We start from the raw sequence: 23,536 nt of genomic DNA on the forward strand, positions 1-23,536 counted from the left end.
CCCGAAGCGAAAGTCTTCGCCGTTCAGCCGACTGCGCTCAGAGCCTCGCTGTCGCCATCGTCGGCAGCGGCACGGCGGCGGCGGCGCGGCTTGGCCGCACCCTCGCCATCGTCGCTGCCCGTCGCGAAGGACGGAGGAAGGACCGAGGCATCGATCTCGCCCTCGACCGCACGGACGCCCTCTTCGCTCGGTGCATCGCCGCGGGGTTCGCCGCGCCCTTCGTTTCTGGGCTTGCGCGCGCGGCGGTTGCGCTGGCGTTCGGCCCGCGCAGCCTCGGCTGCCTCGCGATCGTCCTCGTCGCTGCCGCTGTCGCCTTCGCCATCGGCTTGGGCGTCCTGCTCGTCGAAGCGATCGTCGCGCGAATCGTCGTTCTCGCCCCGGCGGGCGTTGCGATTGTCGCGCTGGTCGCGATTATCGCGCCGCGAGCGCCGGGAATCGTCGCCATCCTCGTCGTCGAAGTCGTCGCCCTGGTCATAGCCACGCTCGGAATCGCGCCTGGCGCGCTGCTCGTCCTGGCGGGCCTTGTTGTCGGCGATGACGCGGAAATAGTGATCGGCGAACTGCAGATAGTATTCCATCTGCACGCGGTCGCCGTTGTGGTGCGCATCCTGCGCCAGCTTCTTGTACTTGTCGAGCAGCTGGGGCGCATTGCCGCGCGCGCGGCTGTCGATACGGTTGGCGTTATTGCCGCCGCCGTTGCCGCCTCCGCCGCCCTGGTTGCGATTGCCGCGACCGCGCCGGCGGTTGTTATTCCGGTTCTGGTTCAAGGAATACTCTTCCTCATCTGTCGGGGTATCTTCGTCCCGTATGGCGCCCGGGCAATATGCCCCGGGCCGCAGCCCCGCATCTGCCGTGGGGGCAAGCGCGAGGGCGCCCGCACACATCTGCAAATGTTGGATCAAGACCGGGGAGAGCACCAAGCAATCCGCAGGCCTTGCCCTAGAGTTAGCCCTTGATTCGCGCTTTGCCAAGCCCAAAGCGCAGAATCATCCCCCGCGGCCGCCCGGCGAGATCGCGCTTGAACTCCGATTCGGCCCCTGCCGCGGCGGCGATGGCCGCGACAGACTCCGCCTGAGTCGCACCGATTTCCAGCACCCCGATACCGCCCGGCGACAAAAGACTCGACAGTTGCGGGATGAGCGCCCGGTAGTCGTCAAGCCCATCCTTTCCGGAAAACAGCGCCGACGCCGGTTCGTAATCGCGTACCGAGGCATCGAGCAGCGCATCGGCCTCGACATAGGGCGGGTTGGCGATGACGAGGTCGAACCGGCCAAGCCCGTCCGCCCAGCCGGGTATGTGCCAGTCGGCATGCACGATCCGTGCGCGATCACCGACACCGAGCCTTGCGGCATTGGCTGCGGCCACTGCCAGCGCGCCGAGCGAGGCATCGATGCCGACGCCGTGCAACCGCGGACGTTCGGCCAGCAGGGTCAGGAGCAGCGCTCCGGACCCCGTCCCGCAATCGAGCACGCGGGCGCCATCCGGCATCACCGCCAGCGTCGCCTCCACCACCTGCTCGCTGTCGCTGCGCGGGATCAATACATCGGGCGTCACAAGGAAGCTGCGCCCGAAGAATTCCTGTTCGCCGGTGATATAGGCCAGCGGTTCATGCGCGAGGCGGCGCGCGACCAGTGCCTCGAACCCGTCCGGCACCCCGTCGCGCTGATGCTTCAGAAGCATGTCCGAGCGCGACGCGCCGAGCGCATGGGCCATGAGGTATTCGGCATCGAGCCGGGCGGTATCGCTGCCGGCAACAAGGCGTTCGGCTGCGGCACGAAGGGCGTCAGCGACGGTCACCTTGCCGCCCTCATCCCTCCATCGCCGCCAGCCGCTTGGCCTCGTCCTCGGCGATCAGCGTGTCGACCAGTTCGGCGAGGCCGGGGCCGGCGAGGATTTCGTCGAGCTTGTGCAGGGTCAGACCGATGCGATGGTCGGTCACGCGGCCTTGCGGAAAGTTGTAGGTGCGGATGCGCTCCGAACGGTCGCCGCTGCCGACCATGGCCTTGCGCGCTTCGGCCTCGGCGCCCTGGGTCGCTTCGCGCTCGGCCTCATAGAGCCTCGCGCGCAGCACCTGCATCGCCTTTTCCTTGTTCTTGTGCTGGCTGCGCCCGTCCTGGCAGGTCACCACCGTGCCGGTCGGCAGGTGCGTGATGCGCACGGCGCTGTCGGTGGTGTTGACGTGCTGTCCGCCCGCGCCGCTGGCGCGATAGACGTCGATCTTGAGATCCCTGTCCTCGATCCGGATATCGACCTCGTCGGGTTCGGGCAGCACTGCCACGGTCGCTGCGCTGGTGTGGATGCGCCCGCCGCTTTCGGTGACGGGCACCCGCTGGACGCGGTGGACCCCGCTTTCGAACTTGAGCTTGGCGAAGACGCCGGTGCCGGTGACGTTGGCGACCACTTCCTTGAAACCGCCGATGTCGCTGGCGTTCATGCTGATCGGCTCGACGCGCCAGCCCTGTTCGGCGGCATAGCGTTCGTACATCCGATAGAGATCGGCCGCGAACAGCGCCGCCTCGTCGCCGCCGGTGCCGGCGCGGATTTCCAGCATGGCGGGCTTGGCATCGGCGCTGTCGCGCGGCAGCATGGCGATGGCAAGCTGGCGCTCGGCCTCGGGCAATTGCTCGCGCAGGGCGGCAAGCTCTTCCTCGGCCATGGCCTTCATCTCGGGGTCGGCGAGCATTTCCTCCAGCCCGGCGATCTCCTCGCGCATGGCCTTCACCCCGGCCGCGGCCTTGGCCACCGGCTCCAGCTCGGCATAGCCGCGGCTGGCCTGGACGAAGGCCTCACCCTCGAGCGTCCCCGACGCCATCCGCGCCTCGAGCTCGGCGAAGCGATGGGCGATCTGGTCAAGGCGTTCGGCGGGGATGGTCAATTGCGCGGCTCCTGAAGGACCGCATCCACCCAGTATCCAATCTCAGGTCTAGTATGCCTCACCACCCTGAACGTCTGTTCGAGTATCTTGAGGATCACATCCTTAATCCACAATTCCGCTGCGTCGAACGAGTCTGGCTCATTTACGACAATATGATGGCCCAATCGGTCAGGATGGCCTTCAATTCCAGTTTGCCGCCGGATTACAAGCCTAGCTTTGACACCAGACCTGTTTGCTAGCTCGAATTGCTTTTTCGGCTTGCCCGCATAGGCTACTTGAACCGATATTCCGTTCCGACGAAGAAGAGCAGCTATCTGATTCGCTAGGGGAAAGTCCTCCCTTTCGTCAGGGATGACTGCGATGAACGGAGCATCTTCTCCCTTCTCCCCTACCAGCATCGCCAGTCGCTCGATCCCCGCGGCCCAGCCCACCGCCGGCGTCGGTGCGCCGCCGAGGCTTTCCATCAGGCCGTCGTAGCGGCCGCCGCCGAGGATGGTGCTCTGGCTGCCGAGCTTGCCGGCGGCCTCGCTGCCCTCGTCGGGGATGAACTCGAACGCCGTATGGCGGTAGTAGTCAAGCCCGCGCACAAGGCTTTCGGCGCGGACCCATTTCACGCCTGCGGCATCGAGCCCGCTGGTGACGGCCTCGAAGAATCCGCGCGCCTCGTCCGACAGGAAGGCGTCGATCTTCGGCGCATCGGCGACGAACTTGCGGTCGCGCGGATCCTTGCTGTCGAGGATGCGCAGGGGGTTCTTTTCCAGCCGCTCCTGCGAATCTTCGCTCAGCTCGCCCTTCACCGCGCCAAAATAGTCGATCAGCGCCGCGCGCCATGCCGTGCGTGTCTCGCCGTCGCCCAAAGTGTTGAGGTGCAGGGTCACCCCCTTGATACCCAGCTCGCGGATGACCTGGTCGGCCATCGCCAGCAGCTCGACATCGGCCTGCGGTTCGGCCGCACCGATAATCTCGGCGTCGATCTGGTGGAACTGGCGATAGCGGCCCTTCTGCGGGCGCTCGTAGCGGAACAGCGGCCCGTGGGTCGCGACCTTCAGCGGCGCGTGCTGCTGCCAGCCGTTGGTGAGATAGGCGCGGGCGATCCCGGCGGTGAATTCCGGCCGCAGGGTCAGGCTTTCGTCGCCCCGGTCGAGGAAGGAGTACATTTCCTTGCTGACCACATCGGTCGTCTCGCCGATCGCGCGGCTGAACACCTCGGTCTTCTCGAACACCGGCATCTCGACGCGGCGGAAGCGATAGAGCTTGCGCACGCGCTCGAAGGTTTCGACCACGAAGGCGAACGCCTCGGCATCGGCGCCGAAGATGTCCTGGGTGCCCCTGATCGCTTGTGGTGTGTTCTTGCTCATGGGCTGCGCAACTAGGCGGTCGGCGGCGCTTTCGCAATCGGGCTGGCGAAACCCCCTTTCGCACATGCAGCATCGCGGTTAAGGGCCGCGCCATTATGGACATCAGCAAGATCCCCGTCGGCGACAACCCGCCCGAGAGCCTCAACGTCATCATCGAAGTGCCCACCGGCGGCGAACCGGTGAAGTACGAATTCGACAAGGCATCGGGCGCGCTGTTCGTCGACCGCATCCTCCACACGCCGATGCGCTATCCCGCCAATTACGGCTTCGTGCCGCACACGCTGTCGGACGATGGCGACCCGATCGATGCGCTGGTGATCAGCCGCAGCCCGTTCATCCCGGGCTGCGTCGTGCGCGCCCGGCCGATCGGCGTGCTCCACCTCGAAGACGAGCACGGCGGCGACGAGAAGCTGATCTGCGTGCCGGTCGATTCGACGTTCCCGTATTATTCGGACGTCGGCGAACGCAAGGACCTGCCCTCGATCGTGCTGCAGCAGATCGAGCACTTCTTCACCCACTACAAGGATCTGGAAGCTGAAAAGTGGGTCCGCGTGGGCAAGTGGGGCGATGCCAAAGAGGCGCGCCGCATGGTGCTGGAAGCGATCGAACGTTACAAGGCGGGCTGAGAGGCGGGCCTATTCGACCGGGCGCCGGTTATCGAGCAGGTCGTCGGCCTGCCCGCCGTCGCCGCGCCGTTCCTCGTCCACCATTTCCGCGATCTCGCGTTCCGGGCGGACGTCATTGGTTTCGGGCGCGATCGAACCGCGTGATCTGGTTTGCTCCGGCTTCTCGTCCCCTCCCCCGGCACGGCCGATCGGCAGGGGATCGGTACGGCTGTCGAAGCGCAGGCGGTAGATCGGTTCGGGCATGGCGAAGCCATGGTCCTCCAGAGCCTCCTTCACGGCCGCGATGGCCATGCTGCGCGATTTGAACCAGTCGCTTTCCCGCTGGTCGACCCAGCCGAGGAACAGCAGCACGATGTTGGAATCGCCCACTTGCCGGATGCGGGCCGACGGTTCGGGTTCGGCCAGCACGAAAGGCAGGCCGGCGAGGGTCTGGATGCCGAGCTTCATCGCCGAGCGCGGATCGTCGTCGGCGTCAATGCCGAGCTCGAAGTCGAATCGGCGTTGCGGGTTGGTGGTGTAGTTGAGGATGACCGCCTTGAATACCTGCGAATTGGGGATGCGCAGGTGGTTGCCGTCCAGCGTCATGAGCACCGTTGCGCGACTGGTCAATCGGATCACGCGGCCTTCCTTGTCGCCGATCAGCACGTGATCGTTGGCGCGGAACGGCTGGCGCAGGCTGAGCATGAGCGAGGCGACGTAGTTCTCGATCGTGTCGCGCATCGCGAAACCGAGCGCGATGCCGATGACGCCGGCACCGCCGAGCACCGCGCCGAGCAGGGCCCCAGCCCCGAGCATGTCGAGCGCGATGACCAGGCCGAGCACGACGAAGACGAAGCGGATCGCGCTGGCGACCAGTTCGGCAAGGAAGCTGTTGGGGGTGATGCGCCGCCACAGGGCGGTAAAGCTCGCCAGCACATAGCCGAGCGCCCCGATGAGGAGCGCGACCAGCAGGGCCAGCCCGGCGAGCGGCACCACGCCGGCCCATCCCTGCACCCGTTCGGACAGGTTGCCGAGCGCATCCAGGCCACCCTCGACCGAGGTATCGCGCTCGATCCGGTTCTGCACCGTCACCACGGAATCTATCCTCCCGGCGATGCTTTCCGCCTGGGTAGCTGCGCCCTCGTCGGTGACCATGCCCTCCAGCGTCACCACCCCGTCGCTCACCGAGACCTCGACGCCCTGAAGGCTAGGGATCTCGCCGAAAATACCCCGGATGCGCTGGGCGATGCGGATATCGGATGCGCCATCCGTGTCCTGCGCGATGGCGCGTTCGGTGGCGGCGGGCTGGGGCGCTTCGGCCTCTGAGGGTATGGGGAGCGCGGCAAAGGCCGGCGCAGCGGGGAAGGTGGCAACGGCCAGCATTGCCGACAGCAATGTCACGAAAAAAGGTGCCCTCATGCTCCTAGAGCGAATGGGCAACCGGGAGGTTCCCCGCTCAGGAATCGCCCGCGAAGACCAGCTTGAAAAATGCGGTGAGGCCGAGCGGCAGGCCGATGGCCAGCAGCCACAGCATAACCTGATCGCGGCGATAGGCCGGGGCGAGCGACTCGTCCGCAGCGGCGCTGTCGGGGATGTCGCGCCAGCGGCGTTCGAAGCGGTGGCAGGCAGGGATGATACCGGCCACCAGCACGACGAGCGCGAGATAGGGCAGGATCGAGATGCCGCCCGCCTTCATCGCGGTGATGGTGACGAAAATCGTGAGGCCGGTGTAGACCAGCAGGGCATAGGCCACATTGTCGCTCATCGACCGGCGCCAGTCGCGCCCGCGCACTGCACCTTGTGCAGATGCCTGTACAGGGCCCTCGGCGGAATGCGCCCGTCCCGAATGCCCGCGTGCCGATCTTGCCATCTGCGCTGTCCCCTTCGCAGTCCTCTTCCCGTGCCGACTATCTCAAAGACGGGGGCCGTAATCAAGGCCCCTGTCGCCATCGTGCCGTCGTGGGATGGGGCGGGGACGACAGCAGGCGCCATGCATAAAGCTTGCCAGATCGATGCAAACGGGGTTTTCCCGCGCCGCGGCGGTGCTACATGGTGCGCATGAGCATGCTCGATACAGCACCCGTTGCCCTCTCCAGCGCCTCCCAGCCGATCCCGCAGGGCGGCCTGGAAGTCATCTCCATCGCCAAGAGCTACGACAAGCGGGCGGTGCTGACCGACATCTCGCTGACCGTCGGCAAGGGCGAGGTGCTCGGCCTGCTCGGCCCGAACGGCGCGGGCAAGACGACCTGTTTCTATTCGGTCATGGGCCTCGTCCGCCCCGATGCCGGACGCATCGTCATGGACGGGGAGGATGTCACTCACCTGCCGATGTATCGCCGCGCGATCCTCGGCCTCGGCTACCTGCCGCAGGAAACCAGCATTTTCCGCGGCATGACGGTGGAGCAGAACATCAACTGCGTGCTGGAAATGGTCGAGCCCGATCCCGCCACGCGCGAGAAGGAGCTCGACAGGCTGCTCGACGAGTTCGGGCTCCAGCGGCTGCGGACCAGCCCGGCGATGGCGCTGTCGGGCGGCGAGCGGCGGCGTTGCGAGATCGCCCGCGCGCTGGCGGCCAAGCCCTCGATCATGCTGCTCGACGAGCCATTCGCCGGGATCGACCCGCTCTCGATCAGCGACATCCGCGACTTGGTGAAGGATTTGAAGACCCGCGGCATCGGGGTGCTGATCACCGACCACAACGTGCGCGAGACGCTGGAAATCGTCGACCGCGCCTGCATCATCTATGGCGGGCAGGTACTGTTCGCCGGCACACCGCAGGAACTGGTTGCGGACGAGAATGTGAAGCGCCTGTACCTGGGCGAGAATTTCACGCTGTGACGTCTTGTCCCAGCCTTGCGGCTGGGGCGAGGTGCCAGCCCACTCCCCCTCCCAGCCAACCGATGATCGTCCAATACCCTATCGGGTGGCTGGGAGGGGGAGTGGGCTGTCACCGTCCGGGCGTTAGCGAGCAAGAATAATGGCGCTCGGTCCCCGCCTCGATCTCAGGCAGTCGCAATCGCTGGTGATGACGCCGCAGCTGCAGCAGGCGATCAAGCTGCTGGCGCTGTCGAACCTCGAGATCGAAACCTTTATCGGCGAGGCGCTGGAGGCCAACCCGTTGCTCGAAGCGGGCGAGGTGCGGCGCGAGGACACGCCTGCCGAGACTGTCCCCGAACCGCAGGAAACCGGCGCCGACAGCTTCGACACCGATTTCACGTCGCTCGACATCAACCCCAATGCGCTCGACCGCGACCGCGACACAGGGGATGGCGAATGGGGCGCGGGCGGGGCGGCGGCGCGGGCCGACGACCTGACCCCGATCGAGGACCGCCGCAGCGCCGAGATCTCGCTCGCCGACCACCTGCACGAACAGGTCGGGGCCATCGCCTTTACCCCGCGGGAGGAAGCCATCGCCCGGCACATCGTCGACCTGCTCGACGAGGCGGGCTATCTCGACACCGATTTGCGCGAAATCGCCGCCGCGCTCGATGCCGCCCCCTACGAGGTCGAGGACGCGCTGGAACTGGTCCAGTCGCTCGATCCGACCGGCGTCGGCGCGCGCAATCTGGGCGAATGCCTTGCGCTGCAGGCGAAAGAGGCCAACCGCTACGACCCGTGCATGGCGCGGATGCTCGACAATCTCGACCTGCTCGCCAGCGGCGAATTCGCCCGGCTGCGGCGCATGTGCGACGTCGACGAGGAAGATTTCGCCGACATGCTGGCCGAGCTGCGCGGCTATGACCCCAAGCCGGGGCTGCGCTATGGCGGCGGCGAGGCGGGCGCGGTGGTGCCGGACATTCTCCTCACCCGAGACGAGCAGGGCCACTGGAAGATCGCGCTCAACGAGGCGACTCTGCCGCGGCTGGTGGTCAATCGCGGCTATTTCCTCGAGCTGAAGCAGGGCTGCGCCGACCGCGCAAGCAAGGGCTGGCTCAAGGAAAAGCTCGCCGATGCCAATTGGCTGATCAAGGCGCTCGACCAGCGGCAGAAGACCATCCTCAGCGTCGCGGCGGAAATCGTGAAAAAGCAGGCGGCGTTCTTCCGCGAAGGCGTAAGCGGGCTCAAGCCCCTGACCCTGCGCGAGGTGGCGGAAGAGATCGACATGCACGAAAGCACTGTCAGCCGGGTCACCAGCAACAAGTACATCGCCTGCGAACGCGGCACCTTCGAACTGAAGTACTTCTTCCGCTCGGGTGTGGCGAGTGCCGACGGCGAAGGCGCGAGCAGCGAAGCGGTCAAGGCCCGCATCAAGGCCCTGATTGACGCCGAGGATCCGAAAAAAATCCTCAGCGACGATACGCTGGTCGAAAAGCTGAAGGCCGAGGGCTTCGACCTCGCCCGGCGCACGGTGGCGAAGTACCGCGAGGCGATGGGGATTGGCTCGAGCGTGCAACGGCGCCGGGCGAAGAAGATCAAGGGGTTGTAGGCGAACTCGATCGCGGCCTTTGCCCGCCAGTCGAATACGGCGTCCTACAGACCAGCCTGCGGGTTAATACCGCGGCGGCTCTTTCCATCGTCGATCCCGCACGTGGCTTCGCACCTTCGTCTTCCTTCCAACGACGCGCAATCGAGGCACCCCGGTACTTCGCGCTGTTGGGTTTTGGTGTGAACTTAGTGTGACCTTCCGCGCGCCGGAGACCGCGCTTTCGCCGCCAACCAATGTCGCGCGCCCCCTGCGCCGCGCCTTAACCGACTTAAATCGCCGCCTTTTCCGGCGCGCCCATGTCGGACAACCCTCGGGAATCGTTACGTTTACACGATATTAACCTTTTCCGTTCAGATGTTTTGTGGTTAATCCGGGGCAACACTTCCGAACGGGGTGTTACCGCGCCCTCCGGGGCACGAGACTAGGGGTAAGGGGGACCAACCCGATGCGTGTACTGCTGATCGAAGACGAGCCGACCACCGCCAAGGCGATCGAGCTGATGCTGACGACGGAAGGCTTCAACGTCTATTCGACCGACCTGGGCGAGGAAGGCCTCGATCTGGGCAAGCTGTATGATTACGATATCATCCTGCTCGACCTCAACCTGCCGGACATGCACGGCTACGACGTGCTCAAGAAGCTGCGCGTCTCCAAGGTGCAGACTCCGGTCCTGATCCTGTCCGGCATCGCCGAGATGGACAGCAAGATCCGCTCGTTCGGCTTCGGGGCTGACGATTACGTGACCAAGCCCTTCCACCGCGAGGAACTGGTCGCCCGCATCCATGCCGTGGTGCGCCGTTCGAAGGGCCACAGCCAGTCGATCATCCGCACCGGCAAGCTGGCCGTCAACCTCGACACCAAGACCGTGGAAGTCGACGGTGCCCGCGTCCACCTGACGGGCAAGGAATACGCGATGCTCGAGCTGCTCAGCCTGCGCAAGGGCACCACGCTGACCAAGGAAATGTTCCTCAACCATCTCTACGGCGGGATGGACGAGCCCGAACTCAAGATCATCGACGTCTTCATCTGCAAGCTGCGCAAGAAACTGAGCCTCGCTTGCGGCGGCGACAACTACATCGAAACCGTCTGGGGCCGCGGCTATGTGCTGCGCGATCCGGACGACCAGGCCGAAGCCGCCTGACGCAACACTGCTTTACCTTGGATGGGGGATGCGCCCGGAGCCCTTGGTTCCGGGCGTTTTTCTTTGCAGGGTGAAACGCGAACTGCATAACGCGGTCGAGCCTCCGCTTGTAGATACGCGTCATAGTCCCCGCAAGGAAAGCGCGCGAGATGGAGTGGCTTGGTATCGATCTCGCGGCGCTCGTGCCGTTCATTGCCATCGGCTTTGCCGCGCAGCTTGTGGACGGCGCGCTGGGCATGGCCTTCGGGGTGATCACCAATACCCTGCTGGTGGGTGTGCTGGGGATCCCGCCCGCGCAAGCCTCGCAGCGGGTGCATGTGGTCGAGTGCTTTACCACAGCGACTTCCGGCCTCAGCCATCTCTACCATCGCAACATAGACGGCAAGCTGTTCGCCCGGCTGGTCATCCCGGGGGTGATCGGCGGCGTCACCGGGGCCTACCTGTTGTCGAACATCGATGGTTCGGTCATCAAGCCCTATGTCCTGCTCTATCTCGCGGGCATGGGCGTCTACCTACTGGTGCGCGGGCTGCTTTATCCGCCCAAGATGCGCGAGGCGAAACATGTCGCGCCGCTCGGGCTGGTCGGGGGTTTCCTCGATGCAGCGGGCGGCGGCGGGTGGGGGCCGGTTGTGACGTCCAACCTTTTGGTGCAGGGGGCGGAGCCGCGCAAGGTCGTGGGCACCGTCAATGCGGCGGAGTTCTTCCTCACCGTCAGCATCTCGGCGACATTCATCTATCACCTGGGGCTGGCCGATCTCGCCGGCGCGACGCTCGGCCTGCTGATCGGAGGCGTCATCGCGGCCCCTTTCGCCGCCATTGCCGCCAAGCACTTCAGCCCCAAGCTGATGCTGGTAATGGTCGGCGTCGCGCTGGTCGTAACCAGCGCCTACGGCATCTGGACGGCCTGGGGCTGACCCGCTACGCGCCCGCGCCATGAGTGCATTCAAGGAAGGCGACCCGACCACGCTGAACCGGCTGTACGGCCGCAGCCAGGGCAAGCCGCTGCGCAAGCACCAGCAGTCGCTGGTCGACAATCTGCTGCCGCAGATCGCAGTGCCCGCGGAAGGGCCGGTGACGGCGCAATCGCTGTTCGGCGAGGATTGCCCGCTGCATTTCGAGATCGGCTTCGGCGGGGGCGAGCATCTCGCCTACCGCGCCGACCTCTTGCCCAACCATGGCTTCATCGGCGCCGAGCCCTTCGTCAACGGCGTGGCGCAGGCGCTGACGCATGTGGAGGACCAGCGGCTCGCCAATGTCCGGCTGCATATGGGCGATGCGCTGGAGGTGCTGCGCCGGATACCCGACGGGGCGCTCACCATGGTCTACCTGCTCCACCCCGATCCCTGGCCGAAGAACAAGCACGCCAAGCGGCGGATGATGAACGACGGCCCGGTGCGGATGATCGCCGAAAAGCTCAAGCCCGGCGGCGAGTTCCGCTTCGGCACGGACCATGCGGTGTACCTGCGCCACGCGCTGATGGTGATGCGGCGCCACACCGATGTGTTCGAATGGGTCGTTGAAGGCCCGCACAACTGGCAGAACCGCCCCAGCGGCTGGCCGGAGACGCGTTACGAACACAAGGCCCGCACGGTCTACGGGCACGAGGTCTGGTACTTCCGTTTCCGGCGGAAGGGTTGACGTGTGATCGGTCCCAAAGGCCTGGTCGGCGCCATCTTCGCGCTCGGCGGCGGGTTGTTCCTCATACTTCCGGTCTGGCAGATCGTCGGTATTCAGATCGACAGAATGACGGGTGTAACCGTGTCCGGGGAAGTGGTCGGGGTTAGTATCGACGGAAGTATGCGCGCCGCCCGTCGACCGGTCGCTGCCTTTCGCGACGAGGATGGCGTCAGGCGCGAAGCGCTCGGATGGATCGGAGTACGGCAAGGAATTAGGACATCCCCGAGGCTGACCCACGCGATCGGCTCGCAAGTATCGCTAAGCTATCCCGAGGGACGACCGCAGGACGCGAGATTCTCTGATGCCAAGTCGCAATTGATGCTGGGACTGATCGCGGCGGCGGGCTTGCTCTTTGCCAGTCTGGGTGCCTGGCTGATACGGGCGGATCGGCGCGAAATGCGAGAGGATGGCTGGATCCGGTGAGACTGCGGCTACCGCCGTTGATACCCAGCATCGAGAGCGGCGGGCTGTCAATCGACCGCCCGCCGCACCCGTTTTCAATGATATCAGGTCAGAACCGCAGGCCGATGCCCGCGACCACCTGGTCGGTCGTCACATCGCCGAAGTCGCTGTCGAGCACGTCGTTGTAGCGCGAGCGGCGGTATTCGATCCGGCCTTCGAGCGGGCCGGGCAGCTGCACCTGGAGGCCGCCGCCGAAGCGCAGGCCACCAGCGTTGTCCTCCAGCTCGCCCAGCGATCCGGCGCTTGTAAAGGCTTCGGTGTCGAGGGCGGTGTAGCCGATCTTGCCGTAGGCCGCGATGCCCGGGGTGACGGCGAAACCGGCGCGGGCGCCGATGTAGTACTGGCCGTTGGCCTCCAGCCCGTCGCGCGCGCCGGTGAAGCTCGACGGGAACTCGGTGGAGCCGCCGCTGGTCGACAGCTCGCCTTCGACGCCGACAAAGGCGCTGCCGAGGGACAGGTCGTAGCCGCCCGAGATGCCGTAGACGGCGGAATCGGCTTCGGCAGACACGCTGCCGTCGCCCGATTCCACGTTGAGCCCTTCATAGCCGGCAACGCCGCCGACGTAGAAACCGCCGGGGGCGGCATTCTGCGCCTGGGCCAGCGCCGGGGTCGCGAGCATGCCAAGGGCGATGGCGATGGTAATCCTGTTCATTTCAAGTCCTTTCATGCGCAGGGGGTTGCGCAGGCGAGGGGCCTTCGGTCAGCATCGCTTGCCGCCTGATGAACCGGTCGCGTGCCGATGATGACGCCAGCGTCAGCCGGTGGCGGAACTGCGCCGGGAAGTTAGCGCGAAGGCTGCGCCAGCCGCCGGTCGATCGCGGCGACGTGCCGGCGATAGGCCTTGGCGTCGAGCGCGCCGAACCGGTCCGTGAAGCCCTCTTCGGATAGACCCTCCGGTGCCCGGAGCAGGTCGCGGGGCAGCAGCGTTGCGGCGTCGGCCTCGCTCAGCTCCGCCGCGACGGCAGCTGCCTCGCCTCCTTCGGTAGCACGGCGGGCGAAGGATACACCCGCCCTGTCGGCGGCAAGGTCGACGAAGGAGAAGCCCGAACCGGCCGGCAGGCTGTCGTCCAATTCCTTCCACTCCCCCATGTTCCCGGCGGCGCGGCTGCCATAGGCGGCGGTCAGGCCGGCAGAGAGCGCCCAGTGCTGGGCGAGATCCGCTCTGCCATGCAAGGCCAGGGATGGCTTGAGCCTGCGGCAGGCGCTGCCGGGGAAGCCGGGGTCTGCCAGCAACAGGCGTTCCGCCCGTTCGCCCGCCGTCAGCACGGCGAGTGCCACGAAAGTCGCCCGCGCGCGACCGGCATTCCATGGCCTGGGGCCGGAGAAAGCGCGACGTGCAACGTCCTCGAGGCGCGTCGCGGGCGTGGCGCGCTCGCGCAGGACCAGCGCACAATAGGCTTGCCGCACGGCGAGTCGATCGACCGGATGGTGCTGGCGGGAGATAAGCCGCCGGAGCAGTTCGCTGTCCGACCCGCTGCCAATCGCCAGCACGATCGAGTTCGCTCGCACGTCGAGGCGTCGGACAAGCGAACCCAGGGGTGGCGGCTCGCCCTTACCGCGATGGACAAGGCCCCGCGCCCGCTCGACGGCCCAGCGACAGGCCGCAGGCGGCATTGTCAGGCGGCCGATTTCGCATTCGATGGCGGGAAATCCATCCGCGCCGCCGCGCGTGCGACCGGCCAGATTGACCCAGAGTGCCGGGGCAACGGGAATGCTGGCGCGCGCTTCGAGCACCCCGCCTGCAACCTGTACGCCGATTCGGTCGATCCCCCACCCGTCCGCCACCAGCCGGGCAAGACCCCGCAGGGCGCGATTGTCCAGCTCGGTCCCCGCACCCCTGCTTCGGCGCAACTCGTCATAGGCTGTGCGGGTTGCGGCGACGTCCGCCGCGGCCGGGCGCGGCAGCTCGGCGGTATGGGGCGAGAGATCGAGCAGCAGGACCCCCGCCAGCACGAGCGCGGCGGCGCAGCCGAGTGCCAGCCTCTTCGCCCAGCGCATGGGGTGCGGCTTCGTGTCGACAGGTGCTGTTGCCTCCGGTTGCATATCGGCGCGTTGGCCCGGCCTTCCTTGCCCGGTCGTGAATTCCGGACAACGCGAATCCCCTTTGCCGCGATCAGCGCGCCGGCGCCGTGGAGCCCGCACCATCTTGCGGGACGACCCGGATCTCGATCGGGCTCTCGCCGAAATAGCCGCGCGCGGCCTTCTGGATGTCCTGCGGAGTGATGGCACGCAGCAGGGCGGCGCGGGTACGGCGGCGATCGAGAATGTCCGGATTGCTCTGCGTATCCGAGACGATGAAGGTCCAGCCCATGTTGGTCCCTTCCTGCCGCTCGTACCCTTCTAGGATAGGCAGCCGCGCCCGCAGCATCGCATCGGCGGTCGGGGCCTCGTCGACGAACTCCTGCGCCAGTTCGCGCATGGCAGCCGCGAGAGGCACCATGTTCTTCGGTTCGGCAGAGGCCAGCACTGTCAGGTGGCCATAGCCCTTGAATGCCAGCGAATCCGCAGCGAAGGCGAAGGGCGAGTAGGTCGCCCCGAGTTCCTCGCGCAGTTTCTCTACCGAGCGCAATTCCATCAGCTTGGCCAGCAGCTCGAGCGCGAGCGACGTCCGCAGGTCGGACGCATCCCCCGTCGGCCACGAAAGCGAGACGACGCCCTGGTCCGGCGCGCCGCGGTGGTACAAGGTCCGCGCGCGACGGTCGGCAGAGAATGCCATGGGTGCCACGTTTGCCCGGGTGGCAGTGCGATCCATGGCGCCGAGCGTCCGCGCCGCGGCGGCAATCATCGCCTCTTCGTCGAAATCGCCGACCAGAGCGAGTTCCATCTGGCCGCCCCCCAGTTGTGCGCCCAGCGCGGATTTGAGTTCCGCCACGGTCCGCTGGGTCAACACGGCGGGATCGGTAAAGCCCAGACGGGTGTCGCCATCGGTCAGCAGGGAGTCGAGGGCATTGAAATAGAGGTCCATCGGACTGGCCGCGATATCGGTGGCGATGACCGGCGCGTAACCGTCCCACTGCCGCTCGGTCTGCGGGCCGAACGCCTTGTCGGACACTTCGGCAGCGAGCAGGCCGAGCTGGAAATCGGCATTGTCGCGCGTGGTATTGCCTTCCAGCACGACCGCGTCCTGCTCGACGATGAAGCCGTAGCCCAGCTTCTGCCCCGCCATGATCCGGCGCAATTCGTCGATATCGTGCGCGCCCAGCCCGTCGATGGGCGAGACCACCTGTGTCATCAGCGCAAGCCCCGGCAGGCCCTGCGTGAAGGCAGAGGAACCGCCGCCCAGCTCCAGCCGGTACGAAACTGTCCCCGGCTCGTAGCGGGTGCGCATCAGGTTGAGCATGAAGCCATTGTCGAAAGTGATGGCGCGAATGCCGAGGTCGGCAATGAACTTGTCCGACACCACTTTGCCCGGCTTGCCGAAGTCGGTGTAGGCGAAGGCCACATCGGCCAGTTCGGCAGGGGCCGCGACGGCCACCTTGCGGCTCTGTTCCATCGCCGCGGGGATCGCGGTGGAGGGGCTTGCAAGCGGCGTCTTGCTCGCCACCATGACATAGTTCGGTGCGGCCTCCCACCGCTCCCTGACACGCCGGGCGAGGGCATCGACGGTCAGGCCGGGCTCGAGCGACTTGTACAGTTCGAGCTTGCGGGCGGGCGAGAGGTAGACCGACCCGTTGAGGGAACTGAGTGCGATCTCCTGCGCCAAATCGCCGATGTTCATGGAGGGGGCCTGCTTGGCCAGCGCAGCGTACTCGGTCGCAAGGATGCGCTTGGCCTCGGCCAGTTCGCTTTCGGTTATCCCGTGCTCGTACAGCCGGCGCCATTCCTGTTCGCCCAGATCCAGGGCGCGGCGCCATTCACCGTCCTTGGCGAGTAACACGAAGCCATAGGTCCGCGCCGCCTTGAAGTAGTCCCAGCTGGCCGCGCTGCCACCGAGGGAGAACGTGTTCTCTTGCTTGGCATAGACGTTGATGCGGTTGCTGAGCGAAGTCGCAACGACATAGTCAAGCAGTTCGTCCCTGAAACCGGCGACGGTGTTGGCGGGCGGAGCATAGGGGATGACCCGCTGCATCTCGACGATCTCGGGTACGGTGGGATCGAAAAAGGTGCCGGTGGCCAGCGATGTACGGGCCGGCACGCTGGCGTCGTAGGTCGCACGTGCCGCCCCCTTGCCCTGCCAGTCGCCGAACAGCGCAGCGATTTTTTCCTCCATCCGAGTGGGATTCATGTCCCCGACCACTACCAGCGTCGCCCGTTCGGGTCGGTAATAGGCGTCGTAGAATGCGCGCAGTTTGCCCGCATCGAGCGCCGACAGTTGTGCCGGTGTCGCGCCCGTCCGCTCGCCGATGCGGGGATTGGCGAAAGCGCTGCGGAAGAATTCGGTGCTGCGGCGGGCGGGCGGCGTGTTGCGCAATTGCGCCTCGGATCGCATGATGCCCTTTTCCCGGTCGACCGAGGATAGCGGGAAGGTCAGCTCGCCGGCGATATCCCGCAGGATACGAAGCGATGTGTCCACGACCTCGGCCCGCGCACTCGGCAGCTCGAGCTTGTAGACGGTGTATTCCATCGCGGTTTCGGCATTGGTGTCGGGCCCGAAGGCCAGCCCCAGCCGTTCCAGCGTCGGGACGAGCGTGCCCTCCGGAATATTGGTCGATCCGTTGAAGGCCATGTGCTCGACGAAGTGGGCGGCGCCTTCTTCGCCGTCGGCCTCGGACAATGCGCCGACATCGAGCATCAGCCGCATGGAAATCTCGCCCGAGCCGCGCACATGCGGCTTGATGGCATAGCGCATCCCGTTGGCGAGGACGCCGTACACGATCGTGCTGTCGGGCTTCAGGTCCGGGCTCTCGATCCCCCAGGCCGGTACGCCGGTAACCGGCTGCGGCGGCCGGGACGCGGCGATGGCATCGGTGGCTTTCCTGCCTTCGCCATTGTTGTGCTGGGCCGACGCGGACGTGCCTGACACCAGAGCGCCCATGATGAGCGCGAAAGCGAATAGAGGCCCCGCAAAGGGCCGCAGCAAAGTTCCGCCAGTCACCGATTTCCCGTCCCGTTCGACCCTGTTAGCGCGACGGTATGTGCCACAGCTGCGGCAAATTGCAAAAGCCTATTGCGCGAGTCTCGGAGCTATCCGACGACCCCCGCCGCCGCCAGCACCGCCAGCGTCAGAATATCGGGCGCGATCGACGTCATCGGCGCGATCTGGACCGGCTTTTCCATGCCGATCAGCATCGGCCCGATGGTGGCATTGCCTGCCAGTTCGCGCAGCAGCTTGGCCGAGAGGTTGGCCGATTGCAGCCCCGGCATGACCAGCACATTGGCCGGGCCCGAGAGGCGGCTGAAGGGATAAAGCTTCATCACCTTGGGGTTGAGCGCGGCGTCGGGGGCCATCTCGCCCTCATATTCGAAGTTCACGCTGGGATCGGCATCGAGGATGGCGACCGCATCGCGGATGTTGCCGAGCCACTGGCCCGACGGATTGCCGAAGGTCGAATAGCTGAGGAAGGCCACGCGCGGCTCGTGGCCCATGCGGCGGGCGACGGCGGCGGTTTCCTTGGCGATATGCGCCAGCAGTTCGGAACTCGGCCGTTCGTTGATCGTGGTGTCGGCGAGGAAGGTGGTGTGGTTCTTGCCCACCATCATGTGGATGCCGAAGGGCACCGCGCCGGGCTTGGGATCGAGCACCCGGTTCACCTCGCGCGCGGTCTGGGCGAAGGTGCGGGTGAGGCCCGAAATCATCGCATCGCCATGGCCCAAAGCCACCAGCAGCGCGGCGAAGACGTTGCGTTCCTGGTTGACCATGCGGCGCACGTCGCGCTCGGTATATCCCTTGCGCTGCAGACGCTTGTAGAGGAATTCGACCATTTCGGGGACATGCGCGGAATCGGCCGAATTCTGGATCTCGAAGCTGCCGGGGTCGGGCACGCCCAGCATGTGCAACCGGTCGACGACCTGCTTGGTCCGCCCGACGAGGATGGGCTGACCATAGCCGAAATCGCGGTACTGGATCGCGGCGCGCAGCACGACGTCTTCCTCGGCTTCGGCAAAGACCATCCGCTTGGGATTGGCCTTGCAGACCTCGTAGACATTGGTCAGCGCGGCGGTGGTCGGGTTGAGCCGCGCTTTCAGCGACTGGCGGTATTCCTGGAAATCGGCGATCGGCGCCTTGGCCACGCCGCTGTCCATCGCCGCCTTGGCGACGGCGGAAGACACCACCTCGATCAGCCGCGGATCGAACGGGGCGGGGATGATGTAGTCGGTGCCGAACTTCTGGTTGATGCCATAGGCGGCGGCGACCTCGTCGGGCACGCGTTCGCGGGCGAGATCGGCGATCGCCTTGGCGGCGGCGATCTTCATCTCCTCGTTGATCGCGGTCGCCTGCACGTCGAGCGCGCCGCGGAAGATGAAGGGGAAGCCGAGGACGTTGTTGACCTGGTTGGGAAAGTCGCTGCGCCCGGTGGCGATGATGGCATCGGGCCGCACCGCCTTGGCCTCGTCGGGCATGATTTCGGGCGTCGGATTGGCCATGGCGAAGATGATCGGGCTGTCGGCCATCTTGCGCACCCATTCGGGCTTGAGCGCGCCTGCGGCGGACAGGCCGAGGAAAATATCCGCGCCCACCAGCGCTTCCTCGAGGCTTCGCGCTTCGGTTGGCACGGCATGAGCGCTCTTCCACTGGTCGACCCCGTCGCGGCCGGGATAGATCGGGCCGGAGCGGTCGCAGACGATGACGTTCTCGTGCGGCACGCCGAGCGCCTTGATCAGCGCGGTGCAGGCGAGCGCCGAAGCCCCGGCCCCGTTAACCACCATGCGGCAGTCCTTGAGGCTGCGGCCGGTCAGGTGGCAGGCGTTGATGAGGCCGGCGGCGGCGATGATCGCGGTGCCGTGCTGGTCGTCATGCATCACAGGGATGTTCATCCGCTCGCGCAGGGCCTGCTCGATGATGAAGCATTCTGGCGCGGCGATGTCTTCGAGATTGATGCCGCCGAAGCTCGGCTCCATCAGCGCCACCGCATTGATGAAGGCCTCCGGATCCTCGGTATCGAGTTCAAGGTCGATCGAGTCGACGTCGGCAAAGCGCTTGAACAGCACCGCCTTGCCTTCCATTACCGGCTTCGACGCCAGCGCGCCCAGATTGCCGAGGCCGAGAATGGCCGTGCCGTTGGAGATGACGGCAACGAGGTTGGAGCGCGCGGTATATTTCGCTGCGAGCGAGGGATCGCGGGCGATGGCCTCCACCGGCGCGGCGACGCCCGGCGAATAGGCGAGGCTGAGGTCGCGCTGGGTCGCCATCGGCTTGCTGGCAATGATCTCGATCTTACCCGGACGGATCGTCTCGTGATAGAACAGCGCCTCGCGCTCCGTGAAACCCGTCTGCTTGTCGTCGGCCAAGGCTGGCTCCTGTCATCTTCTGCGGGCCCGATACAAAAGAGTACCGCCTAGCGATAGGGGGAAAGCCCGTGCCCGTCGCTTCCCGAATCGGCTGCGCCACCGCTACGGCATCGGTCATGTCGGGCAAGCCCTCCCCCATGATGGAACAGTACCTCGGCCTCAAGGCGGAGGCGGACGGGTGCCTGCTGTTCTACCGCATGGGCGATTTCTTCGAACTGTTCTTCGACGATGCGCGGGAAGCCGCAGCGATCCTCGACATTGCGCTGACCAGCCGAGGAGAGCACGGCGGCGAGCCGATCCCGATGTGCGGCGTGCCGGTGCATTCGGCGGAAGGATACCTCGCCAGGCTGATCAAGGCCGGATGCCGGGTCGCTATCGCCGAGCAGGTCGAGACGCCCGACCAAGCCAAGGTGCGGGCGAAGCGCGAAGGCACGCCCTCGTCCAAGGCGCTGGTCAAGCGCGACATCGTACGCTTCGTCACGGCCGGCACGCTGACCGAGGATGCGCTGCTCGAACCGCGCCGCGCCAATGTGCTGGCGGCGGTGTGCGAGGTGCGCGGCACGATCGGCATCGCGCACTGCGACATCTCGACCGGGCGGATGGAGCTGGAGGAATGCCCGCCCGACGGGCTCGGCGCGGCCCTGGCGCGGCTCGGCGCGAGCGAAGTCGTGGCCCCCGAAGGCTGGGACGACGCCCCCGGCGATGCCATCCCCCGCGCACGCAGCCAGTTCGCCAGCGACGAAGGCGAGTCGCGGCTGAAGGCCATCCACCAGGTTGCCACACTGGAAGGCTTCGGCGATTTCTCCCGCGCCATGCTGGCGGCCGCCGGAGGCCTTATCGGCTATCTCGACCACGCCGGGCGCGGCACGCTGCCGTTCCTGTTGCCGCCGGTCGCGGCCAATGGTGCGGCGCGGCTGGCAATGGATGCCGCGACGCGCAGCTCGCTCGAAATCCTCGCCAGCCAGCAGGGCGGGCGCGCGGGAAGCCTGGTCGCGGCGGTCGATCGCTGCGTCACCGGAGCAGGCGCACGGCAGCTGGCGGAGGACCTCTCCGCACCGCTGACCGACAAGCCCGTCATTGAGGCCCGCCTGGCGCTGGTAACCTTCTTCCACGCCGATCCGCTCTTGCGCGCCGACCTGCGCGATGTGCTGCGCAGCGTGCCCGACCTCGCCCGCGCGCTGGGCCGGATCGTCGCCGGACGCGGCAGCCCGCGCGACATGGGGCAAGTGCGCGACGGCCTCGCCGAAGCACGGCGTATTCGCGACCACTTGGCGGCCAAGCCGGACAGGCCCCAGCTGCTCGAACTGTTGCTCCCGGCGATGGCCGGCCACGGCGCACTGGTCGATCACCTGCAGCGCGCGGTGGTGCCCTCGCCCCCGACCACCCGCGATCAGGGCGGTTACATCGCGCAGGGGCACGATGCCGCGCTCGACGAGCTACGCGCCATCAGCGGCAACGCCCGCCGCGCTATCGCCGCGCTCGAAGCGCGCTATCGCGACGACACCGGCATCGCTGCGCTCAAGATCAAGCATAACGGCGTGCTCGGCTATTTCATCGAAGTGCCCGCGAAGCACGGCGATGCCCTGATGGCGCCCGACAGCGGCTTCACCCACCGCCAGACCATGGCCGGAGCGGTGCGTTTCAACTCGCTGCAATTGCACGAGGAAGCGAGCCGCATCAGCGAGGCGGGCGGGCGGGCACTCGCCGCAGAAGCCGCTCATTTCGAAGAGCTGGTCGAGATGGTTTGCGCCGCGCGCGAAGCAATCGCCGCCACCGCCGCAGCGCTAGCACGGATCGATGTTGCCGCCGGTCTCGCCGAGCGCGCCGCAGAGGGCGACTGGTGCCGCCCGCACATCACCGAAGACCGTGCACTGGATATCCGCGCAGGCCGCCACCCGGTGGTCGAGGCCGCGCTGCGCCAGACCAGCGAACGCTTCGTCCCCAACGACTGCCATCTCGCCCCCGATGACCGGCTGTGGCTGATCGGCGGCCCGAATATGGGCGGCAAGTCGACTTTTCTGCGCCAGAACGCGCTGATCGTGCTGCTGGCGCAGGCGGGCAGCTATGTTCCCGCCGCCGAAGCTACTGTCGGTCTCGTCGACCGCCTGTTCAGCCGCGTCGGCGCATCCGACAACCTCGCCCGCGGCCGCTCGACCTTCATGGTCGAGATGGTCGAAACCGCGGCCATCCTCTCGCAGGCGACCGAACGCAGCTTCGTCATCCTTGACGAGGTCGGGCGCGGTACCTCGACATACGACGGCCTGGCGCTGGCCTGGGCGGTTGTCGAGGCCGTGCACGAGACGATCCGCTGCCGCTGCCTGTTCGCAACGCATTACCACGAGTTGTCCCGGCTCGCAGAAACGTGCGACGCGCTCTCGCTGCACCACGTGAGGGCGAAAGAGTGGAAGGGCGATCTCGTCCTGTTGCACGAACTGGCCGAGGGCGCGGCGGACCGCAGCTACGGCCTTGCCGTGGCCAAGCTGGCGGGCGTGCCGCAGCCTGTGGTCAAGCGGGCCCGCGCAGTCCTGGACAAGCTTGAGAAGGGCCGGGCGGAAACTGGCGGGCTCGCTGCGGGCTTGGGCGAACTGCCGCTTTTTGCGGCGATGTCGGCCGAGCCGCCCGAGCCGGCGGCAGATCCGGTCCGAACGGCCCTGCAGGCGCTCGACGTCGATGCGCTGACCCCGCGCGAGGCGCTCGAACTGCTGTACCGCCTGAAGAAAGATGTCGCAGGCGAGGCTTAGTCACACCAAAATTTAACGTAGCCCTGCGATCGTCGGCCCCATGAAGGGGTATATGTTCCAGAGCAAGACGGGCGCGCTGTTCTTCGTGGCAGTGACGATGTTCGGCGTCGCGAGCCTGGTCGGCACCGGCAAGGAAGACGGCGCACTGACTGCGGCGACAAAGCAAATTCAGCAGCAGGGCGTGCAGTTCAGGGCCGAGGCCGACGGTGTAGCCAATCCAGCCCCGCCCAGTCCGCAAGCTGCGCCGTCAGCGCCGGCTGACAAGCCGACAGGGTTTACGCCACCGCAGGATCTCGTTCTCGACCCGGCAGGACTTGACCCTGCCGGGATCGATCCGACCCCGAAGGGCGGGGATGCGGAAGAGATCAAGCCCGACGTCGTGCTGGTGGAATCGAGCAGCGAGATAATTACGGAATAGGGTCGCCGGGGACGGCGTTTATTTGTCGTCCCCGGCGGCCAGTTCATCGTCGGCCGGCTCATCGTCGGGACGCGCCGCGTTGCCGTAGGCGTCCTCGTCGTCGTCGTGATTGGGCTCGCCCTTATACGCCGACATGTCGATTACGCCGCTCCGGTCCATCTGCTTCATGTGATCGACGAGGTCCTGCGCGTCGGCCGCGTCGAAGTTGCTGCGCACATGGGTACTGTCCGTCCCGAGCACGCTGGTCGCACGGGTTATGGCATCTTCTGCCACGGTCTGGGCCTGCGCGCCCTCGTCGGACTGTTCGGCATTCGTGTTCTCGGGCGCAAGGGTATCGGTCTGGTCCTTATCGCCTGCGATCGCACCTGGGCTGCTGTCAGTATCGGACATGGTCTTTCTCCTTCTGTCCAAAGAACGACCGCAACCTCGCCGATGTTCCGCAAG

Annotated in this window: 20 protein-coding genes; 9 read left to right on the forward strand and 11 right to left on the reverse strand. The window is 66.3% G+C overall.

Annotated elements, in window-relative coordinates:
* Window positions 1-23: 23 nt before the first annotated feature.
* The 4 genes from WAB17_RS04915 to hisS all read right to left on the reverse strand — a co-directional run bounded on the left by WAB17_RS04915 (window position 24) and on the right by hisS (window position 4,233).
* Window positions 24-767, reverse strand: coding sequence for a DUF4167 domain-containing protein (locus WAB17_RS04915; RefSeq protein WP_435418898.1), 744 nt, complete (start codon window positions 765-767; stop codon window positions 24-26).
* 178 nt (window positions 768-945) lie between these two features.
* Window positions 946-1,797, reverse strand: coding sequence for a peptide chain release factor N(5)-glutamine methyltransferase (gene prmC, locus WAB17_RS04920; RefSeq protein ID WP_435418899.1), 852 nt, complete (start codon window positions 1,795-1,797; stop codon window positions 946-948).
* Between the two features lie 10 nt (window positions 1,798-1,807).
* Complete coding sequence (gene prfA / locus WAB17_RS04925) at window positions 1,808-2,875, reverse strand: peptide chain release factor 1 (protein WP_435418900.1); 1,068 nt, start codon at window positions 2,873-2,875, stop codon at window positions 1,808-1,810.
* A complete protein-coding gene (hisS, locus tag WAB17_RS04930) occupies window positions 2,872-4,233 on the reverse strand; it encodes a histidine--tRNA ligase (protein WP_435418901.1) in 1,362 nt (453 codons plus the stop codon). Before hisS ends, prfA begins: the two co-directional genes overlap by 4 nt.
* Before the next feature lie 95 nt (window positions 4,234-4,328).
* Here hisS and ppa point away from each other — a divergent pair, with 95 nt between their 5' ends.
* Window positions 4,329-4,859, forward strand: a complete 531-nt coding sequence (gene ppa, locus WAB17_RS04935) for an inorganic diphosphatase (protein WP_435418902.1) — start codon at window positions 4,329-4,331, stop codon at window positions 4,857-4,859.
* A 9-nt stretch (window positions 4,860-4,868) separates the two neighbouring features.
* Here the strand turns inward: ppa and WAB17_RS04940 are convergent, their stop codons facing one another.
* Window positions 4,869-6,257 (reverse strand): mechanosensitive ion channel domain-containing protein, encoded by a 1,389-nt coding sequence (locus tag WAB17_RS04940; RefSeq protein ID WP_435418903.1) that lies wholly within the window; start codon window positions 6,255-6,257, stop codon window positions 4,869-4,871.
* Window positions 6,258-6,294: 37 nt separating this feature from the next.
* Window positions 6,295-6,603, reverse strand: coding sequence for a hypothetical protein (locus WAB17_RS04945; protein ID WP_435418904.1), 309 nt, complete (start codon window positions 6,601-6,603; stop codon window positions 6,295-6,297).
* A 299-nt stretch (window positions 6,604-6,902) separates the two neighbouring features.
* Between WAB17_RS04945 and lptB the strand changes: the two genes are divergently transcribed.
* From lptB to WAB17_RS04975, 6 genes are all read left to right on the forward strand, one after another.
* On the forward strand, window positions 6,903-7,676 hold the full coding sequence (gene lptB, locus WAB17_RS04950) for an LPS export ABC transporter ATP-binding protein (protein WP_435418905.1): 774 nt from the start codon (window positions 6,903-6,905) through the stop codon (window positions 7,674-7,676).
* 139 nt (window positions 7,677-7,815) lie between these two features.
* Window positions 7,816-9,264, forward strand: a complete 1,449-nt coding sequence (rpoN, locus tag WAB17_RS04955; RefSeq protein WP_435418906.1) for an RNA polymerase factor sigma-54 — start codon at window positions 7,816-7,818, stop codon at window positions 9,262-9,264.
* A gap of 445 nt (window positions 9,265-9,709) precedes the next feature.
* Window positions 9,710-10,405, forward strand: a complete 696-nt coding sequence (ctrA, locus tag WAB17_RS04960; RefSeq protein ID WP_435418907.1) for a response regulator transcription factor CtrA — start codon at window positions 9,710-9,712, stop codon at window positions 10,403-10,405.
* 149 nt (window positions 10,406-10,554) lie between these two features.
* On the forward strand, window positions 10,555-11,319 hold the full coding sequence (locus WAB17_RS04965; protein WP_435418908.1) for a sulfite exporter TauE/SafE family protein: 765 nt from the start codon (window positions 10,555-10,557) through the stop codon (window positions 11,317-11,319).
* A gap of 19 nt (window positions 11,320-11,338) precedes the next feature.
* Window positions 11,339-12,043, forward strand: coding sequence for a tRNA (guanine(46)-N(7))-methyltransferase TrmB (gene trmB, locus WAB17_RS04970; protein WP_435418909.1), 705 nt, complete (start codon window positions 11,339-11,341; stop codon window positions 12,041-12,043).
* 3 nt (window positions 12,044-12,046) lie between these two features.
* The gene (locus tag WAB17_RS04975; protein ID WP_435418910.1) at window positions 12,047-12,505 is read left to right on the forward strand and encodes a DUF3592 domain-containing protein; all 459 of its coding nucleotides are present in this window, start codon (window positions 12,047-12,049) and stop codon (window positions 12,503-12,505) included.
* An 88-nt stretch (window positions 12,506-12,593) separates the two neighbouring features.
* Here WAB17_RS04975 and WAB17_RS04980 read toward each other — a convergent pair whose 3' ends face one another.
* From WAB17_RS04980 to WAB17_RS04995, 4 genes are all read right to left on the reverse strand, one after another.
* Window positions 12,594-13,196 (reverse strand): outer membrane protein, encoded by a 603-nt coding sequence (locus tag WAB17_RS04980; protein WP_435418911.1) that lies wholly within the window; start codon window positions 13,194-13,196, stop codon window positions 12,594-12,596.
* 131 nt (window positions 13,197-13,327) lie between these two features.
* Window positions 13,328-14,542 carry a hypothetical protein gene (locus WAB17_RS04985; protein ID WP_435418912.1) on the reverse strand — a complete coding sequence of 405 codons (1,215 nt, stop codon included), beginning with the start codon at window positions 14,540-14,542 and terminating at the stop codon, window positions 13,328-13,330.
* Window positions 14,543-14,657: 115 nt separating this feature from the next.
* The gene (locus WAB17_RS04990; protein WP_435418913.1) at window positions 14,658-17,519 is read right to left on the reverse strand and encodes a M16 family metallopeptidase; all 2,862 of its coding nucleotides are present in this window, start codon (window positions 17,517-17,519) and stop codon (window positions 14,658-14,660) included.
* 149 nt (window positions 17,520-17,668) lie between these two features.
* Window positions 17,669-19,933, reverse strand: coding sequence for an NADP-dependent malic enzyme (locus WAB17_RS04995; protein WP_435418914.1), 2,265 nt, complete (start codon window positions 19,931-19,933; stop codon window positions 17,669-17,671).
* Window positions 19,934-20,049: 116 nt separating this feature from the next.
* Between WAB17_RS04995 and mutS the strand changes: the two genes are divergently transcribed.
* Together mutS and WAB17_RS05005 are read left to right on the forward strand one after the other, a co-directional pair.
* Window positions 20,050-22,674, forward strand: coding sequence for a DNA mismatch repair protein MutS (gene mutS / locus WAB17_RS05000; protein ID WP_435419334.1), 2,625 nt, complete (start codon window positions 20,050-20,052; stop codon window positions 22,672-22,674).
* A 40-nt stretch (window positions 22,675-22,714) separates the two neighbouring features.
* Window positions 22,715-23,092, forward strand: coding sequence for a hypothetical protein (locus WAB17_RS05005; protein ID WP_435418915.1), 378 nt, complete (start codon window positions 22,715-22,717; stop codon window positions 23,090-23,092).
* 18 nt (window positions 23,093-23,110) lie between these two features.
* On the opposite strand, the gene WAB17_RS05010 is transcribed toward WAB17_RS05005, so the two are convergent.
* On the reverse strand, window positions 23,111-23,482 hold the full coding sequence (locus tag WAB17_RS05010) for a hypothetical protein (protein ID WP_435418916.1): 372 nt from the start codon (window positions 23,480-23,482) through the stop codon (window positions 23,111-23,113).
* Between the last annotated feature and the right edge of the window lie 54 nt (window positions 23,483-23,536).

Source organism: Parerythrobacter aurantius, from assembly GCF_045291475.1.
GTDB classification, from domain to species: domain Bacteria; phylum Pseudomonadota; class Alphaproteobacteria; order Sphingomonadales; family Sphingomonadaceae; genus Parerythrobacter; species Parerythrobacter aurantius.

Coding starts and splice junctions, on each gene's coding strand:
- WAB17_RS05005 (WP_435418915.1), top strand. CDS start 22,715: ATGAAGGGGTATATGTTCCAGAGCAAGACGGGCGCGCTGTTCTTCGTG.
- ctrA (WP_435418907.1), top strand. CDS start 9,710: ATGCGTGTACTGCTGATCGAAGACGAGCCGACCACCGCCAAGGCGATC.
- lptB (WP_435418905.1), top strand. CDS start 6,903: ATGCTCGATACAGCACCCGTTGCCCTCTCCAGCGCCTCCCAGCCGATC.
- WAB17_RS04980 (WP_435418911.1), bottom strand. CDS start 13,196: ATGAACAGGATTACCATCGCCATCGCCCTTGGCATGCTCGCGACCCCG.
- WAB17_RS04965 (WP_435418908.1), top strand. CDS start 10,555: ATGGAGTGGCTTGGTATCGATCTCGCGGCGCTCGTGCCGTTCATTGCC.
- WAB17_RS04985 (WP_435418912.1), bottom strand. CDS start 14,542: ATGCGCTGGGCGAAGAGGCTGGCACTCGGCTGCGCCGCCGCGCTCGTG.
- WAB17_RS04940 (WP_435418903.1), bottom strand. CDS start 6,257: ATGAGGGCACCTTTTTTCGTGACATTGCTGTCGGCAATGCTGGCCGTT.
- rpoN (WP_435418906.1), top strand. CDS start 7,816: ATGGCGCTCGGTCCCCGCCTCGATCTCAGGCAGTCGCAATCGCTGGTG.
- trmB (WP_435418909.1), top strand. CDS start 11,339: ATGAGTGCATTCAAGGAAGGCGACCCGACCACGCTGAACCGGCTGTAC.
- WAB17_RS04945 (WP_435418904.1), bottom strand. CDS start 6,603: ATGAGCGACAATGTGGCCTATGCCCTGCTGGTCTACACCGGCCTCACG.
- ppa (WP_435418902.1), top strand. CDS start 4,329: ATGGACATCAGCAAGATCCCCGTCGGCGACAACCCGCCCGAGAGCCTC.
- WAB17_RS05010 (WP_435418916.1), bottom strand. CDS start 23,482: ATGTCCGATACTGACAGCAGCCCAGGTGCGATCGCAGGCGATAAGGAC.
- hisS (WP_435418901.1), bottom strand. CDS start 4,233: ATGAGCAAGAACACACCACAAGCGATCAGGGGCACCCAGGACATCTTC.
- WAB17_RS04990 (WP_435418913.1), bottom strand. CDS start 17,519: ATGGGCGCTCTGGTGTCAGGCACGTCCGCGTCGGCCCAGCACAACAAT.
- mutS (WP_435419334.1), top strand. CDS start 20,050: ATGTCGGGCAAGCCCTCCCCCATGATGGAACAGTACCTCGGCCTCAAG.